Source organism: Pantoea sp. ICBG 985, assembly GCF_002928365.1.
Lineage (GTDB): Bacteria > Pseudomonadota > Gammaproteobacteria > Enterobacterales > Enterobacteriaceae > Pantoea > Pantoea dispersa.
The window spans coordinates 158,270-175,148 of sequence record NZ_POWM01000007.1 but is presented as its reverse complement, the minus strand read 5'-3'; the positions used below and the strand labels follow the sequence as shown (position 1 = coordinate 175,148).

Genomic DNA, 16,879 nt, shown 5'->3' with positions numbered 1-16,879 from the left:
GGGAACTTATGGAACGTTTTACCGAAAACCTGATGTATGCATCGCGCTGGCTGCTGGCACCGGTTTACATTGGACTTTCGCTGGGGCTGCTGGCGCTGACGGTTAAATTTTTTCAGGAAATTTTTCACCTGCTGCCCAACATTCTCAGCATCGCGGAAAACGATCTGATTCTGCTGCTGCTGTCGCTGGTGGACATGACGCTGGTTGGTGGCCTGCTGGTCATGGTGATGCTGTCCGGCTATGAGAACTTTGTCTCCAAGCTGGATATCGATGAAAGCAAAGAGAAGCTGAGCTGGCTCGGCAAGATGGATTCCGGCTCGCTGAAAAACAAAGTGGCAGCTTCGATTGTGGCGATCTCATCGATTCACCTGCTGCGTATTTTTATGGACGCGCGTAACGTCGCCAACGAAAAGTTGATGTGGTACGTAATCATCCACCTGACCTTCGTGCTGTCGGCCTTTGTGATGGGCTGGCTGGATAATATGTCGAAGGTTGAAAAGAAATCGTGACCTTCACGCATGAGCTGACCCATTGCACCAGGTGCGCATTAATGCGCACCCTGTAAAAAACCGCAGTGCCCCGTAGGGTCGCCATTCATGGCGACCTGGCCCCTTACCGCACCGGCTGCGTGCCGGTCAGCTGCGGCATCACGTCCCTGATCATCGCGAAAAAATGCTGCAGGCGGGCCGGATAATAACTGGCCCACGGGTAGGTCAGCCACACCGGCAGCGGCGGCGCCTGCCAGTCGGGCACCAGCTGCACCAGCGCGCCGCTGGCTAAATCCTCCTGCACCACCCATGACGACACAATCGCGGCGCCCATGCCCGCCAGCGCGGCTTTGCGCACCGCGTACAGGCTATCGCTGGCGAGGCGCGGGGCAATCGCCAGGTTGATCGGCTGGCCGTCGCTGAGACGCTGTAGCGCAATTTCGTTACGATAAAAACTGGTCAGCGCCAGCCACGGCAGCTGTGTCAGCTGGGTAACCTCTTTCACCGGCGCATGAGCCGCCAGCAGCGCCGGTGCCGCAACGACAAAGCGCGGCACTTCCGCCAGCAGCACCGCCACCACCGACGGATCGGTGGGCGCGCCGACCTGAATGGCGCAGTCAACGTTTTCACTGACAAAGTCCGGCGTGCGGTCGTTGAGCATCCACTCCACTGACAGGCGCGGATAGCGCTGCAGATAATCCATCAGCGGTGCAATCAACTGATCCTGACCAAACGCATGCGGCGCACGCACGCGCAGCGTGCCGATCGGGTCGTCATTCGCGCCGGTTAACTCATCTTCCAGCGCGTGCCAGGTCGCCACCAGCTGCCGTGCCTGGGCATAGCAGCGTTCCCCGTCGTCGGTGAGTTTCAGCGCATGGGTGGTGCGTAAAATTAGTTTCAGGCCGAGCCGCTGTTCCAGCGCCTGCAGACGGCGACTCACGGTGGGTTGGGTGGTGCCGAGCTGCGCCGCGGCCGCCGACAGCGAGCCGCTTTCAACAATGCGGATAAACGTCTGCATCAGTTCGATGCGGTCAACGCTGGTGAGTGTGCTCATACGTACCATGCATAACAGTTCTGTGTCATAGCAGTCTACCGCGTATGGCCGCAACGCGCTTTAATAAGCGCATTATCACGGGGGAAAACCACTATGTCTGCCATGTCTCAATCTTCTGCCATGCCTGCTGAAAAGCTGCCGGCGCCGCTGGTGTTTACGCTGGCGGCCGGTGCCGGTCTCAGCGTGGCATCGATTTACTACAGCCAGCCGATGCTGGATATCATCAGTAAGCAGTTCAATGTCGGCATCGGCAGCGTTGGTATGGTGCCGATGCTGACCCAGGCCGGTTACGCGCTGGGGATTCTGCTGCTGGCCCCACTCGGTGACCGCCACGATCGCCGCACCATCATTCTGGTTAAAGGCTTGCTGCTGGTCGCCGCGCTGCTGCTGTGTGGCTTTTCCGGCGGCATCAATGCGTTGCTGATCGCCAGCTTTGTTACCGGATTAACCGCTACCGTGGCGCAGGACATTGTGCCGGCGTCGGCGGCGCTGGCACCGGAGCGCAGCCGTGGCAAAACCGTCGGCACGGTGATGACCGGGTTGCTGGTCGGCATTCTGCTGTCGCGCGTGGTGAGCGGCGTGGTGGCGGAGTATCTGGGCTGGCGCACCATGTACATGATGGCGGCGGCCGCGGTGCTGCTGAGCAGTCTGGCGCTGTGGCGCGCGCTGCCGCGCTTTACGCCGGGCACCACGGTGAGCTATCCGCGTCTGCTGCTGTCGCTGGCGCATCTGTGGCAGCATCACCAGACGCTGCGCCGTGCGGCGCTGGCGCAGGGCCTGCTGTCGGTAAGTTTTAGCGCCTTCTGGTCTACCCTGGCGCTGATGCTGAGCGATCGCTTCCATCTCGACAGCGCCGTGGCAGGGGCCTTCGGTCTGGCCGGTGCCGCCGGTGCGCTGGCCGCGCCGCTGGCGGGCAGTTTTGCCGACCGCATCGGCCCGGCGCGTGTCACCCAGTATGGCGCCACGCTGGTGATGGTGTCATTTGCCCTGATGTTCCTGCTGCCGGTACTGCCGGTGCCGGCGCAGCTTGGCCTGATTATCCTCAGCACCATCGGCTTTGACCTTGGCGTGCAGGCCACGCTGGTGGCGCATCAGACGCTGGTTTACAGCCTGGCGCCGGAAGCGCGCAGCCGCCTCAATGCGCTGATGTTCACCGTGGTGTTTATCGGTATGGCGACCGGCGCGGCGCTCGGCAGCCTGGCGCTGGCCCATTTTGGCTGGAACGGCGTGGTCAGCCTTGCGACGGCTGCCGCTGTGCTTGCGCTGCTGATTCGTCTCGCCAGTCGCCATCTGCAAAACTAATTTACGATCCTGTGCCAGGCTTAAAGGAGAATGTTATTTAAAAACGGAGCGTTATGAACTTCCTGGCCTGGACCGCCCTTACTGGCGGTCTGCTACTTTTGATGTCACTGGCTTCCGGCTGGATTCACCGGGGGCCGGTGACGTCGTTTGGTCTCTACCTGTTTGCGGGCATTCTGTGCGGCCCGTGGATGCTTAATCTGCTGCAAGTCGACATTATCGGCCACGCCGAGCTCGCCGCCCATATTACCGAAATCACCATGGCCGCCTCGCTGTTTATCACCGGGCTCAAGCTGCGTCTGCCGATGAGCGCGCACGCGTGGCGCGTCGGGCTGCGGCTGGCATTCCCGGCGATGCTGCTGACCGTCGGCGGCATGGCCTGCCTGATTCACTGGATTACCGGCTTTGGCTGGCCGCTGTCGCTGGCGTTTGGTGCCATTGTTGCCCCGACCGACCCGGTGCTTGCCAGCCTGATCTCCGTTAACGATGCGCGCGATGACGATGCGCTACGCGTGGCGCTCTCCAGCGAGGCCGGCATGAACGATGGTTCGGCGCTGCCGCTGCTGATGCTGGCGCTGCTGCTGATGCATCCGGGCGCCTTCAGTCTGGAGCTGCTGGGCGGCTGGGCAGCGCGCGATGTGGTGTGGGCGATTGGCGGCGGGCTGGCGATTGGTTATCTGCTCGGACGGCTGATCGGCCAGCTGGCGACCCATCTGCGTAGCGCGCATCACGACGTGGCGCCCAATGATTTCCTCGCGCTGGCGCTGATCGCCCTGAGCTACGCGGCGGCGCAGTCGGTGGATGCGTCTGGCTTCCTCGCTACTTTTGCAGCAGGCGTCGGCTTACGTCGCGCCGAGCTGCGCGTGACTAAACGCTTTCCACTGGAAGATTTACCGGAAGAGAAGCGCTACCTGCCGGCAGAGGTGCTGGTCAATCCTAACCAGCGTCTGAAGCAGCAGGGCGGCAGCCCGGTAAAATCGGTCGGCCTGGTGGTCGGCGATGCGCTGTCGTTTGGTGATACTATCGAACGCCTGCTGGCGGCAGCGATGATGGTGGTGCTGGGCATCACGCTGGCGCATCACTGGAATCTCACCGGCATCGGCCTGGCGCTGCTGCTGTTTGTGGTGGTGCGGCCGCTGGCGGTATGGCTGACCACCTGGCGCTGCGAAATGCCGTTTATGCGGCGGATGCTGATTGGCTGGCTGGGGATTCGCGGCATCGGCAGTATCAATTATATTGCTTATGCCTGGGTGCATGGCCTGCAGGGCCCGCAGGCGGAACAGATGATGGACATGGCGCTGACGCTGGTGGTGTGCAGCATTGTGCTGCACGGCATCACGGTGACGCCGCTACTGAACTGGCGTGCTGCCCGGCAGGCGGCACGCACGCAGCAAGATGAAACGTGATTTTCTGGAAATAACGGGAGCTTATTATGAAAGCATTGCTTATCGCCCTGGTAGGGCTGTCGCTGTCTGCCAGCGCGCTGGCGGATGATACGGATGCCGACGCGCAGGAGAACATTTACGCCAGCCAGCTGTGCCACATTGTTAGCGGGGAGCAGAAAACCGGTGACATGCAGAGCTACACCGAGAAAATGAAGTCACAGCTGGCGGCCAGCCAGTCACCGTCGGCCATGAACAAGCCTTCCTTCAACGAGGAAACCGCGCAGGAAGTGGTCAACGGATGGCTGGAGCTGGGTGAAGAAGAGCGGGCGAAGCTGCGTCACGATCAGCAGCAGTGTGAGCAGACGGTGATGACTCAATTCCAGCAGCAGGATTAACTTTTCCCCATCTCTTCGTGAATACGCGCCTTTTCTGGCGCGTTTTTTTATGGCTTTTTTGTACGAAATGCGTACATTATCGCCAGATTGAAACAGGACCTGCATCACATAATGAGACGCCGCCTCCGGGCTGGCGCATTTTCCATACCGGCTACTGGGCAAGATGATTACACGGCGTCGTTTTCTGTTGGCTAGCGGAGCAACCGTACTCTCCATGACGGCGGGCAAACTGTTTGCCCGGGATGATATTATTCCGCTCTGGCCGGACGACCCACCGGGCGGCGGCGGTCCGTCTGGCTTACTGAAAGTCAGCGCTAACGGTTCATGGACCAATATCGTTTCTCCCGCTATTCAGCGCTTTCGTCCGGAGAATCCCAACGGCGAAGCGGTGATCGTTGCGGCTGGTGGCGGCTACCGTTTTATCGGCATGGGGCGCGAAGCCTGGCCGGTCGCGCGCTGGCTTAATGCCAACGGGTATACCGCCTATGTACTGAGCTACCGTCTGCCGGGTGAAAAGTGGCAGGCCGGCAGACTGGCGCCGCTGCAGGATGCGCAGCGCGCGATTCGCATGGTGCGCGCCATGGAAAACAAGGTGCACCTGCTGGGCTTTTCGGCCGGCGGCCATCTGCTCGGCATGGCGGCAGCGCGGCCTGACTTCGTCACCTATTCACCGCAGGATTCGCTGGATGACATCCGGCCAACCGCAGACAGCGTCGGGCTGATTTACCCGGTTATCACCCTTGAAGCGCCTTATCAGCACACCCGTACTCACCAGATGATCGTGGGCAATGACGCCACGCCGACCCAGGAAGCCAACTGGTCAGTGCAAAATTACGTTACCCGCGCCTATCCGCCAACCTTTCTGGCGCAGGCGGAGGACGATCATACCTCCAACCCTCATAACACCGAGCTGATGCGCGACGCCTGCCGCCGTATGCGCGTGCCGGTTGAGCTGATTGAACTGAGCAGCGGCGGCCACGGCTTTGGCCTCGGTAAAGCCGGCACCCCCGCCGCGCTGTGGGACCAGGCGTATGTCCGCTGGCTGGATAAGCTGGGTTAATTTCTTTACTGGCGCATCAATCGAGGAGCGCTTGCAACGGCGCTGCAATAACCTTCCGCACAAACCGTAGCGGCGCAATTTATTGCGCAAAAAAACAGCGGCGCAGCGGTCGGATTAGCGCGATAAATCGCGCCGCTACGATGCGGTGCGCTCAGCGAGCATGGCGATTGAATCAGCCCGTGCCGTCACGTCAGATTAAAATACCGGTCCGGCTGGCTCGCTGCCGGCAGCGGGAAATCGTTGTTCATCGCTTTCAGGTTGCGTTCGATATTCACGCACAGTGCGTCCAGCGGCAGGTGATTGGGCGCGGTGCCGAACGGATCTTCCAGTTCTTCCGCCAGTGACTCCAGCGACAAAAAGGTGTACGAAACAAACACCGACACCAGCGGCGTCATCAGGTGCAAATCCGCCACCAGCGCGAACGGCAACAGGGTGCAGAACAGATACACCGTGCGGTGCAGAATCAGGCTGTAGGCGAAGGGAATCGGTGTGCTGGCCAGCCGGTCGCAGCCACCCAGATACGCCGACAGATGGTTGAGGTTGTCATCAATACTCTGCCAGACGATATCCGTCACTAATCCCTCATCACGCCGCTGCGCCAGCCATTCGCCCATGCATAACATGATTTGCGAGGTCGGCATCGGATGGCCGAGCACCGCGGCGTGCCACACGGGCGGCAGCAGCCGCTGCAGATCGGCCTGGGCATCGGTTTTACGCAGCCGGTGTTTCAGGCTCCAGCTAAACGCCAGCTGCAGCCCGATAAACTCCTGCACCTGTTCCGCACGCAGTCCGCGCAGCGTTTTCACCTGGCGCAGCAGCGAGCGCTGAGTGATGTGCATATTGCCCCACAGCGTGCGCGCCTCGATAAAGCGTGCGTAGCTGGCGTTATTGCGAAAGCCAAGAAAGATGGCGATCGACACGCCAATCAGGCTGAACGGTGCGGTGGTCAGGTGAATGCCGAGCGTGGAATACCAGGGATAACCCAGAATGGCGATCACTGACATCAGCAGGTTAAGCGACAGGCGGAACGCAATGCGAGACAGCACTGAGCCGTGCCAGTCAAACAACCGGAGAAACCAGTGTTGATGAGGACGTACGATCATTTTGCGATGGTGTTTTTTATGATTTTGTCGCCACAGATTACGCCCGTCGCAGGCGCAGAATCAACGCCGGTGATCCGCTGTTTTACCAGCAAAAACGCTGCGCTTTGGCTAATTAATGTATTTAAATCAAGCTTCTAAAAACGCTTTTAACAAGTTGTAAAATTCTTTGCGTTATCTCTTTGTCCGCGCTTTCTCTAAAGTTTATTCCAGCAGCACAACACACAAATTTAAAACCACTTTAGAGGAAACTATCATGTCTAAACTCGACCTGCTTGACCCACAGAACTCAACCCTGATCTTCATCGACCACCAGCCACAGATGGCGTTTGGTGTCGCCAATATTGACCGCCAGCAGCTCAAAAATAACACCGTCGCCCTGGCGAAAGCGGGGAAAATTTTCGACGTGCCGGTGATTTACACCTCGGTAGAAACGGAAAGCTTCAGCGGCTACATCTGGCCAGAACTGCTGGCGGTGCACCCGGAATCGAAGCCGATTGAGCGCACCTCCATGAATTCCTGGGAAGACGCGAAATTTGTCGAGGCGGTAGAGAAGACCGGCCGCAAAAAACTGATCATCTCGGCGCTGTGGACCGAAGTGTGCCTGACTTTCCCGGCCCTGATGGCGCTGAAAGCCGGTTACGAAGTGTATGTGGTGACCGATACCTCCGGCGGCACCAGTGTTGATGCGCACGAACGTTCCGTGCAGCGCATGGTGCAGGCGGGTGCGGTGCCGGTGACCTGGCAGCAGGTGCTGCTGGAGTACCAGCGCGACTGGTCACGCAAAGAGACCTACGATGCGGTGATGGATCTGGTGCGTGAGCACAGCGGTGCCTACGGCATGGGCGTCGACTACGCCTACACCATGGTGCACAAAGCGCCGCAGCGTCAGGGCTGATTCAGCGGTGGTGCGGCAGGCGGGCTTTCAATGCGTCGATAAACAGCCGCAGCGCCATCGACTGATGCCGGTTCGGCGGGAACCACAGCGCGATTCCCGCCGACTGAATGCGCCAGTCGGCCAGCAGCTCCACTAATTTCCCCTGCTGCAGTGCCTCGCTAACATACAGCGAAGGCACGAACGCAATCCCTGAACCGTTGATGGCCGCGCGCGCCATCAGCGCGTTATTGTCTAACGTCAGCGTACCCGGCACGTCAATCTCCAGGCTTTCTTCCGCTCGCTGATACTCCCAGCGATAGCGTTTGCCCCCGGGCAGGCGATGACGAATACACTGCTGCTGCAGTAAATCCTGCGGCTGACGCACCGGCGCGTGCGCCGCCAGATAGTCGGGCGAGGCCACGGTAACGAAGGTCAGCGGGCCGCCGAGCGCAATCGCCACCATATCCTGCGGCACATCTTCAATCAGCCGGATGCCGGCATCAAACCCGGCGGCGGTGATATCCACCAGCGCGCCCTGGGCGGAGAAATCAAGCTGAATACCGGGATAGCGCGCGCTGAACTCGGGCACCACCTGATCCAGCAGCAGGCCAATCACCACATCGCTGGCGCTGATGCGCAGCGTACCGTACTGCTGCTGGCGGCTCAGGCTGACCTCGTGCAGCACCTCATCCATCTGATTGAGCAGCGGCGCGAGGCGCTGTAATAGCTGCTCACCGGCGTCGGTCAGCGACACGCTGCGTGTGGTGCGCTGAAACAGCTGCACGCCGAGGTTGTGCTCCAGCGTTTTCACCAGGTGGCTGAGCGAAGAGCGCTTCAGGCCAAGCAGCTCGGCGGCGCGCCGGAAGCTGCGCTGCTCGCCCAGCGTTTTGATCGCCTGCAGTTCGTGCCAGGAAGGGCGTTTCATTGGTGGTATTTCCTCACCAGGTCATGTGCAATTGGGGAGATTATGACCACCAGTAAAGCGATCTATCATCAGGTTTTCAACATGAGGAGCGCAAAATGAAAACCTGGTTAATTACCGGTGCCAGCAGCGGACTGGGCCGACTGATGAGTGAACGTTTACTTGAGCGCGGCGATCGCGTGGTGGCAACGGTGCGCCGCGAGCAGGCGCTGGCCGATTTGCAGCAGCAATATGGCGATCGGCTGCTGGTGATGCGGCTGGATCTGGCCGAAACGGCCAGTATCGCACCGGCCATCGCCAGCGCCTTTGCCCGCGTCGGGCGTATTGATGTGGTGGTAAGCAACGCTGCTTACGGTCTGTTTGGCGCGGCGGAAGAGCTGAGCGACGCGCAGATTGCACGCCAGATCGCCACCAATCTCACCGGATCGATCCAGCTGATTCGCGCCGTCATCCCGCATTTGCGCCAGCAGGGCGGGGGCCGCATTGCGCAGATTTCGTCCGAGGGCGGCCAGGTGGCGTATCCCAATTTCAGCCTGTATCACGCCAGCAAATGGGGCATTGAAGGTTTTGTCGAAGCGGTGCGTCAGGAAGTGGCCAGCTTTGGTATTGAGCTACTGCTGGTGGAGCCGGGCCCGACCGTCACCAACTTCGCCAGCGGGCTGGATATCGCCGCGCCGCTCGACGCCTATCGTGACAACGCATCCGGTCAGTTCCGTCGGGCGATTGAAGCGGGTGACTTTGCTATATTGGGTGATGCCGGAAAATGCGTGGCGGCCACGCTGGCGACGCTGGATCAGGAAACGATGCCGCTGCGGCTGGCGCTGGGCAGCACGGCCTATCAGCACATCGAAGCCGCGCTGGAAGCCCGGCTGGCAGAGCTGCGCGCGCAGAGAGCGCTGGCGTTTGGCGCGGATGCGTAAGTCCGTTGCTGCGGCAAAATCCTGACCGGTAAACCGGCATCAGAACAGCAGGCTGTGCGCCGTGGCGCGCAGCGCAATGCCGAGCAAAATGCCGGGAACGGCGAAGCGGAACAGGCGCGGAAAACGGCTGGAGAGCCCGAGGAAAATGCCGATGCCGGGCAGGTCGAAGGTCTGAATCAGCAGGCCTGCCGAGGCGTTGATGTTGTGCGCACTGTACTGCCCCTGTTCGACCAGTCCGGCAACCACGCCGTAATAGGCGGTACCGCCGGCCAGGCATTTGGTCAGCGCAGGCAGCACATACACCTCGGCGATATGCAGTTTGTGTAACAGCGGTGCCAGCAGCTGCGTCAGCAGCTCAATGGCGCCGGCACTCTTCAGGATGCCCACCACCGACAAGGAAAGGATCAGCATCGGCAGCGAACCGAGCGCGAGGCGAATGGCGTCGGCACCCGAGGTGTTGATGATGGCGATCAGCCCCGGCTTCGCGTCGCTGTTCTCCACGCCCTGATCTTCATCACGCAGCGCGACGTCGGAAAGTTTGCGGGCAAAAAAGTGATAGGTTGAGGCGGCCGCCAGCACGCCGCCGCTGATAGAGAACAGCAGCGCGGCACTCCAGTTGAGCCCGTCCGGAATCAGCGGATAAAAGGCATTGGCCTGGCCCATCGCAAACAGCATCGCCAGCGTGGCCGCCATGTGGCGGTCTGAGGTGCCGCGCTTCTCCATGATCGCCAGCGCGGCGAGCGGTGCGGCAAAACTGACAAAATTTAACTGGATGAGTGCGAACAGCGCCAGGCCGGTAATCCCCAGCGGCTTCAGTAACGGCGTGGCGTGGCGCACGACAAAATCCAGCACGCCTTTCACTTCGAGGTATTTCATGATGAATAGCATCACCACCATGATGGGAATCAGAGTGTAAAGCGCGACGTCGACCGCAGCTTTGCCCGACTCCATAATTATGCTGATGATATTCACGTGCTGACGTCGTCCCGTTACCGCAAAACGCTGGCCGCCGGGCCAGCAAAGCAAAAATCATAGCGGGTATGCGCGCTGTTGAGTAGTCAGCAAACAAAAAAGCCCCCAGGCGGGGGCTGCGATGATGGCGCGGAGGCGGTGTTAGCGCATGGTGACGAACTCTTCCGCCGCCGTCGGGTGAATCGCCACGGTGTTGTCGAAGTCTTTTTTGGTGGCACCCATTTTCAGCGCCACCGCAAAGCCCTGCAGCATCTCATCCATGCCGTTGCCGATACCGTGAATACCCACAATCTTCTCCTCCGGACCCACGCATACCAGCTTCATGCGGCACGGCTGGCGGTGCTGGGTCACGGCGGTATACATGGCGGTGAACGACGATTTGTACACTTTTACCTGATCGTCGCCATACTGCTCACGCGCCTGCGGCTCGGTCAGACCGACGGTGCCAATCGGTGGATGGCTGAACACCACGGTGGGAACGTTGCTGTAGTCGAGATGCTCGTCCGGCTTGTTGTTGAAAAGGCGCTCAGACAGGCGACGGCCTGCCGCCACGGCCACCGGCGTCAGCTCGACCGCACCGGTATTATCACCTACCGCATAGATGCCTTTGACGTTAGTGTTCTGGAACTTGTCGACCTGAATGTAGCCTTTGTCATTTAGCGCTACGCCGGTTACCGCCAGGTTGAGGTTATCGGTCGCCGGCTCGCGGCCAATCGCCCACACCAGGCAATCCACCGTCTGCTGCTGGCCGTTTTCCAGCTGCAGCGTCAGGCTGCCGTCAGCGTTCCTGATCACCGCTTTCGGGATCGATTCGGTGTGCAGCGTCGGACCTTCCGCCTGCATCAGTTCTACCAGCGTCTCAACAATCAGCGGATCGAAGCTGCGCAGCGGCGCATGCTGACGCACAAACAGGTGAGTTTCTGCGCCCAGCGCATTCACCACGCCGGCCAGCTCTACCGCAATATAGCCTGCGCCTACCACCGCAACGCGTTTTGGCAGCGCCTCCAGCTCAAAGAAGCCGTCGGAATCGATGCCGTACTCTGCGCCCGGCACCTGTGGATGGCTGGGACGCCCGCCGGTGGCGATCAGGATATGGTCGGCGGTAATGGTCTCGCCGTTCACTTCCACCGTGTGGGCATCGACAAAGCGCGCGAACCCTTTGATCACTTCCACCTGGTTTTTACCCAGCACGTTGTCGTAGGAGGTGTGGATACGGTCGATGTAGGCGCTGCGATTTTTCACCAGCGTTGACCAGTCAAAGCGATTAACGGTGGTATCAAAGCCGTAATCCGGACCGAACAGGTGAATTGCTTCAGCGATTTGCGCCGCATGCCACATCACTTTCTTCGGTACACAGCCGACGTTGACGCAGGTGCCGCCCAGCTCTTTCGCTTCGATCAGGGCGCACTTCTGGCCATACATCGCCGCACGGTTAATGGAGGCGATACCGCCGCTGCCGCCGCCAATGGCGAGGTAATCAAAATGTCTGGTCATCCGTTGTGTCCATCTGTTGGAGGAAAACTGGCATAGAGTGTAACGCCGCTTCAGTTACCGGCGCAAAGTTTGCACCTATGTATGTAATAGGGTTGAATGCCGGCAAGGGGTTGGCTCAAAGGAACTTATCATGCACCTGACATTTCTTGGTACCGGCGCGGGCGCGCCCAGCCTGCAGCGCAACGTCACCGCCATTGCGCTGACGCTGTCGAAGCGCGGCGAGACCTGGCTGTTCGACTGTGGCGAAGCGACGCAGCATCAGTTTATGCGATCGGCGCTTAAGCCCGGCAAGCTGGAAAAAATCTTTATTACCCATTTGCATGGCGATCACATCTTTGGCCTGCCGGGTCTGCTGACCAGCCGTTCGATGGCGGGCCTGACCGAGCCGATGACGCTGTACGGTCCGAAAGGATTGCGCCAGTTTGTCGACACTGCGCTCAGCCTGAGCGGCTCTTATACCGGCTATCCGCTGGAGATTGTCGAGATCGAAGCCGGTCCGGTGCTGGATAACGGTGAGTTTCGCGTCACTGCTTATGCGCTAAACCACGTGGTTGAGTGCTATGGCTACCGCATCGAACAGCATGATAAGCCGGGCTTCCTTGACGCACCGCGCCTGAAGGCGGAAGGTGTGCCGCGCGGCCCGTGGTATCAGGATCTGAAACAGGGCAAACGCATCACGCTGGAAGATGGCCGCGAGATCAACGGCGCCGACTATCTTGGCCCGTCCACCAAAGGCAAAGTGCTGGCGATCTTCGGCGATACCGGCCCCACCGAGGTGGCGTTGCAGCTGGCGGCGAACGCCGATGTGATGGTGCATGAAACCACGCTGGAAGCGGCGATGGCGGAAAAAGCCAACGGGCGCGGCCACTCCACTACGGTGCAGGCGGCCAGCGTGGCACAGCGCGCTGGCGCAAAACGCATGATCGCTACGCACTTTAGCTCGCGCTATTTGTCGCAGGATCGGGAAAGGCTGCTGGCAGAGTGCCAGTCGGTTTTTCCGGCCACCGAACTGGCGCATGATTTTGCGATATTTGAGGTGTAGCGCTTATTCCGGCACGATTTGCGTCACGCTGTAGTGACCGGTGCCGGCGGGCACCAGTTTCTGGTGCAGCCACGGCAGCAGCTCTTCCATCTGCGCTTTCAGCTTCCACGGCGGGTTGATGACAATCATCCCGGACGCAGTCATACCGCGCTGATCGCTGTCCGGACGCACTGCCAGCTCGATCTGCAGAATATTGCGGATGCCGGTGGCTTCCAGATCCTTCAGCATGTGCTTGATCTGCTGGCGCAACACCACCGGATACCACAGTGCATAGACGCCGGTGGCGAAACGTTTGTGACCTTCCTGAATGCCTTTCACCACATCCTGATAATCGCTTTTCATTTCGTACGGCGGGTCGATAAGGATCAGGCCGCGACGGGTCGGTGGCGGCAGTTTGGCCTTCAGCTGCTGATAGCCATCCGCGCGTTCAACGCGGGCGCGCGCATCTTTACTGAACTCACTGCGCAGCAGCGGGTAATCGGTCGGATGCAGTTCGGTGAGCTGCAGCTTATCCTCGTCGCGCAGCAGATGGCGGGCGATCAGCGGCGAGCCAGGGTAATAGCGCAGCGTGCCGGTTGGGTTGAGGTTGCGAATCGCCGCCAGATAGGGCTTCAGCAGCGCCGGTGCGTCCGGCTGTTGCCAGATACGCGCAATGCCTTCCAGATATTCGCCGGTACGTTCGGCGTGCTCACCGCTCAGCTGGTAACGTCCGGCACCGGCGTGGGTGTCCAGATAGAGGAAAGGTTTCTCCTTCTCCATCAGGGCGGTGAGGATCAGGCTTTCAACGGTGTGTTTCAGCACGTCGGCGTGGTTGCCGGCATGAAAACTGTGGCGATAACTCAGCATAAAAAAGAGGGGTCCGCGGTTGGATCAATGAAGTCGAATAGATCGTGTGTGGCGCGATTATAGCCGCGCCGCATAAAAATTGCTGACGTTTTACCATCCGCTTAAGTTTTCAGCGCCCGGGTCGCTTTAGCGGAATGCGACCGGTCTGGTAGAGAACTAATTTCACTTAGGGATAATTCGACTCTCGAAATTTTACCGCAGATTAAGTAAGTTAGTAGCCGAAAACGAAGCGGTCGCGAGCGAAATGCCAGGAATGCGTCTCTGGCAAGGAAACTTTTCGGCCATGGCCGTATAATTTTTTGCTTCAAGCATCCTTAATAACTCCTGGTGACAATAATGAAAAAAATGACTGGTATCGCGGTGGCAAGCCTGCTGGCACTGGCCGGCTGCGCGAAACAACAGCCTGTTCATAGCCTGGTAACGCCGCCCGCCGCCGACGCTCAGCCGATGGCTGAATCCGCTGCACGGCCTGACGGCCAGCCGTTTGTAACCGAAGCGCCAGCCCAGCCGGCCGCTGCCTCGTTCGCTGACGATCGCGCCAGCAACATTCAGCAGTGCCGTAAAGAGCTGGATGCGATGCGCCTCTACAGCCAGGCGTCTTATGACAGCTACCAGGCGGAATTCCAGAAAATTGGTGCGCAGACCAACAAATATCTGCAGATTAAAGATTCGATCGGCGCGGATATTAACGATTTAGTCATGCCGCGCTATCAGTTCCAGATCCGTGAACTGTGCTTCCGCATTAAAACCCGTCTGTCACAGCTGATTATTCGCCAGGCCGGTTAACAATAACGGCGTAAGCCGACCCCTTTTTTAACAGCGCGACAACCTCGCGCGGTGGATGGCTTCATCTCAATTAACATATTGAGATGAGGCCTTTTGTTTTCTTAGCGGCAAGGAGCCGCGACTGGAGGTTTTGATGACACAGCGTCATCTGCTGGCGGTGCTGATTAGCGCGGCCTTACTGCTACCCGGACAGGCCGCGTCAGCGGCTGATGATGACATGCTGCGCGCGTTCAGCGAAGCAGCGCGCACCCTGCCGCCGGCACCGGCAGCAAAACCACAGCCACCTGCAAAACCGGCCGCAAAACCGGCGGCGAAAACCGTCAGCAAGGCAGAGAAAAAAGCAGCCACAGCGCCCGATCACAGTGCGGAACTGACGCGTCTGCGCCTCCGCGTGGCGGAACTCGAAAAGCTTTCTGCGGCACCTGCGGTGAAAGCGGATGATGCGTTAAAGGCGCAGCTGGCTGCCAGCGACAAAAAGCTGGCAGCGCTCAGCGCGGAGAAGCAGCAGCAGGAGAAAAACATCGCCACGCTGCAGCTGGCGCTGAAAGAGGCTCAGCAGCAGCAAAGCGCCGGCAGCGCCCAGCTGACGAAACAGCTCAGCGACGCGCGCGCGGCGGCCACCCAGAGCGCTGACGCGCTCAAAGCGCTGAAAGCGGAAAACGACAAGGCGCTAGCGGCGCTGCAGGCTGAAAGCAAACAGCAGCTCAGCGCCCAGCAGGCCGGGAACGATAAAAAACTGGCAGCGCTCAGCGCGGAGAAGCAGCAGCAGGAGAAAAACATCGCCACGCTGCAGCAGGCGCTGAAAGAGGCACAGCAGCAGCAAAGCGCCGGCAGCGCCCAACTGATGAAGCAGCTCAACGACGCGCGCGCGGCGGCCACCCAGAGCGCCGACGCGCTTAAAGCGCTGAAAGCGGAAAACGATAAGGCACTGGCGGCGCTGCAGGCAGAGAGCAAAAAGCAGCTCAGCGCCCAGCAGGCCGGGAACGATAAAAAACTGGCGGCGCTCAGCGCGGAGAAGCAGCAGCAGGAGAAAAACATCGCCACGCTGCAGCAGGCGCTGAAAGAGGCACAGCAGCAGCAAAGCGCCGGCAGCGCCCAGCTGACGAAACAGCTCAGCGACGCGCGCGCGGCGGCCACCCAGAGCGCCGACGCGCTGAAAGCGCTGAAAGCCGAAAACGAGAAAACGCTGGCGGCGCTGCAGGCAGAGAGCAAAAAGCAGCTCAGTGCCCAGCAGGCGGCAAGCGACAAAAAGCTGGCGGCCCTACAGGCAGAAAACGACAAGGCGCTGGCAGCGCTGCAGGCAGAGAGCAAAAAGCAGCTCAGCGCCCAGCAGGCGGAAAGCGACAAAAAGCTGGCGGCATTACAGGCTGAAAGCAAGCAGCAGCTCAGCGCGCAGCAGGCTGAGAGCGCCCAAAAACTGGCCGCGCAGCAGACGGAAAGCGACAAACAGCTGCAAGCGTTACAGTCACAGCAGACGGAAAGCGAGAAGAAGCTCACCGCGCTGCAGACGCAGCAGGCCGAGCGTGAAAAACAACTCGCCGCGCTGGATAGCGAAAAACAGCAGCAGGCGCACAACCTGGCGCAGCTGACGCGGGAACTGGAGGCGGCGAAGCAGCAACCGGCCGCCGCGCCAAAACTTTCTGCCCCGAAAAGCGATGCCGAACGCGATGGTTACACGCTGGGTCAGTTCATCGCCAGTAATGCGGTGGTGCAGCTGCAGATGGTCAAAGACATCGGCCTCAGCATCAGTATGGATCAGCTGATTGCCGGCTTAAACACCCAGCTGCAAAGCGGTGATTCGCTGCTTGATGGCGAAGAGATGGCGCGCCGTTACGCCACTATGCAGGCCTCCATTGGCAAAGGACTGAACGCACTGATTGAAAAAGGTTACGCGCAGCTGGACAAGAAAGTGGCGAAGCGTAAAGCGCTGAAGAAAGATCTCGGCATGCAGTGGTTTGCGGTGAAAAGCGTGAAAGGCAAACTGCTGCCGGACCAGCAGGCGGCGGTCAGCGTCCGCGTCACCACTCTGAGCGGCAAGGTAATCAACGATTTTTCGCACGATCAGGTGCCGTTCAACGACAGCCTGCCGCCGCTGTTGCAGGAAGGCATGTCGCTGACCGGTAAAGGCGGGGCAGTGGAAGGCTGGGCGCTGGCGAAAGATATTTACGAGCGCGAGCCGCTGCCACCGTGGGTCGCGCCGTATGATGTGATCCATTATCAGCTGACCATCAAATAACCT

The 16,879-nt window shown here is 59.8% G+C and carries 16 protein-coding genes; 10 read left to right on the top strand and 6 right to left on the bottom strand.

What is annotated here, in order from left to right:
* Nucleotides 1-8 precede the first annotated feature (8 nt).
* Nucleotides 9-509: a TIGR00645 family protein gene (locus tag C1Y42_RS19725; protein ID WP_021507874.1), complete on the top strand. Its 501-nt coding sequence runs from the start codon at nt 9-11 to the stop codon at nt 507-509.
* A gap of 103 nt (nt 510-612) precedes the next feature.
* Here C1Y42_RS19725 and C1Y42_RS19720 read toward each other — a convergent pair whose 3' ends face one another.
* Entirely contained in the window at nt 613-1,542 is a 930-nt protein-coding gene (locus C1Y42_RS19720) for a LysR family transcriptional regulator (RefSeq protein ID WP_104094185.1), read from the bottom strand.
* A gap of 93 nt (nt 1,543-1,635) precedes the next feature.
* Between C1Y42_RS19720 and C1Y42_RS19715 the strand changes: the two genes are divergently transcribed.
* The 4 genes from C1Y42_RS19715 to C1Y42_RS19700 all read left to right on the top strand — a co-directional run bounded on the left by C1Y42_RS19715 (nt 1,636) and on the right by C1Y42_RS19700 (nt 5,681).
* Nucleotides 1,636-2,844 (top strand): MFS transporter, encoded by a 1,209-nt coding sequence (locus C1Y42_RS19715; RefSeq protein WP_031279767.1) that lies wholly within the window; start codon nt 1,636-1,638, stop codon nt 2,842-2,844.
* 53 nt (nt 2,845-2,897) lie between these two features.
* Nucleotides 2,898-4,247, top strand: a complete 1,350-nt coding sequence (locus C1Y42_RS19710; protein ID WP_104094184.1) for a sodium:proton antiporter — start codon at nt 2,898-2,900, stop codon at nt 4,245-4,247.
* 26 nt (nt 4,248-4,273) lie between these two features.
* A complete protein-coding gene (locus C1Y42_RS19705) occupies nt 4,274-4,621 on the top strand; it encodes a hypothetical protein (RefSeq protein ID WP_021507870.1) in 348 nt (115 codons plus the stop codon).
* Between the two features lie 163 nt (nt 4,622-4,784).
* The gene (locus tag C1Y42_RS19700) at nt 4,785-5,681 is read left to right on the top strand and encodes an alpha/beta hydrolase (RefSeq protein ID WP_058759350.1); all 897 of its coding nucleotides are present in this window, start codon (nt 4,785-4,787) and stop codon (nt 5,679-5,681) included.
* Nucleotides 5,682-5,866: 185 nt separating this feature from the next.
* Here C1Y42_RS19700 and C1Y42_RS19695 read toward each other — a convergent pair whose 3' ends face one another.
* The gene (locus C1Y42_RS19695) at nt 5,867-6,784 is read right to left on the bottom strand and encodes a bestrophin family protein (RefSeq protein ID WP_104094183.1); all 918 of its coding nucleotides are present in this window, start codon (nt 6,782-6,784) and stop codon (nt 5,867-5,869) included.
* Nucleotides 6,785-7,037: 253 nt separating this feature from the next.
* Between C1Y42_RS19695 and C1Y42_RS19690 the strand changes: the two genes are divergently transcribed.
* On the top strand, nt 7,038-7,679 hold the full coding sequence (locus tag C1Y42_RS19690; protein ID WP_021508093.1) for a hydrolase: 642 nt from the start codon (nt 7,038-7,040) through the stop codon (nt 7,677-7,679).
* Between the two features lies 1 nt (nt 7,680).
* Here C1Y42_RS19690 and C1Y42_RS19685 read toward each other — a convergent pair whose 3' ends face one another.
* A complete protein-coding gene (locus C1Y42_RS19685; RefSeq protein WP_104094182.1) occupies nt 7,681-8,583 on the bottom strand; it encodes a LysR family transcriptional regulator in 903 nt (300 codons plus the stop codon).
* 95 nt (nt 8,584-8,678) lie between these two features.
* Here C1Y42_RS19685 and C1Y42_RS19680 point away from each other — a divergent pair, with 95 nt between their 5' ends.
* Nucleotides 8,679-9,500: an SDR family oxidoreductase gene (locus tag C1Y42_RS19680; protein ID WP_104094181.1), complete on the top strand. Its 822-nt coding sequence runs from the start codon at nt 8,679-8,681 to the stop codon at nt 9,498-9,500.
* Between the two features lie 39 nt (nt 9,501-9,539).
* On the opposite strand, the gene C1Y42_RS19675 is transcribed toward C1Y42_RS19680, so the two are convergent.
* Together C1Y42_RS19675 and gorA are read right to left on the bottom strand one after the other, a co-directional pair.
* On the bottom strand, nt 9,540-10,472 hold the full coding sequence (locus C1Y42_RS19675; protein ID WP_104094180.1) for a nucleoside recognition family protein: 933 nt from the start codon (nt 10,470-10,472) through the stop codon (nt 9,540-9,542).
* A 141-nt stretch (nt 10,473-10,613) separates the two neighbouring features.
* Nucleotides 10,614-11,966: a glutathione-disulfide reductase gene (gorA, locus tag C1Y42_RS19670; RefSeq protein ID WP_104094179.1), complete on the bottom strand. Its 1,353-nt coding sequence runs from the start codon at nt 11,964-11,966 to the stop codon at nt 10,614-10,616.
* Between the two features lie 130 nt (nt 11,967-12,096).
* Between gorA and rnz the strand changes: the two genes are divergently transcribed.
* Nucleotides 12,097-13,008, top strand: coding sequence for a ribonuclease Z (rnz, locus tag C1Y42_RS19665; protein ID WP_104094178.1), 912 nt, complete (start codon nt 12,097-12,099; stop codon nt 13,006-13,008).
* A gap of 3 nt (nt 13,009-13,011) precedes the next feature.
* Here rnz and C1Y42_RS19660 read toward each other — a convergent pair whose 3' ends face one another.
* Nucleotides 13,012-13,854 carry a 23S rRNA (adenine(2030)-N(6))-methyltransferase RlmJ gene (locus tag C1Y42_RS19660; protein ID WP_021508100.1) on the bottom strand — a complete coding sequence of 281 codons (843 nt, stop codon included), beginning with the start codon at nt 13,852-13,854 and terminating at the stop codon, nt 13,012-13,014.
* A 336-nt stretch (nt 13,855-14,190) separates the two neighbouring features.
* Here C1Y42_RS19660 and C1Y42_RS23760 point away from each other — a divergent pair, with 336 nt between their 5' ends.
* Nucleotides 14,191-14,640 (top strand): hypothetical protein, encoded by a 450-nt coding sequence (locus C1Y42_RS23760; protein ID WP_021508101.1) that lies wholly within the window; start codon nt 14,191-14,193, stop codon nt 14,638-14,640.
* Between the two features lie 133 nt (nt 14,641-14,773).
* Entirely contained in the window at nt 14,774-16,876 is a 2,103-nt protein-coding gene (locus tag C1Y42_RS19650; protein ID WP_104094177.1) for a hypothetical protein, read from the top strand.
* Nucleotides 16,877-16,879 lie beyond the last annotated feature (3 nt).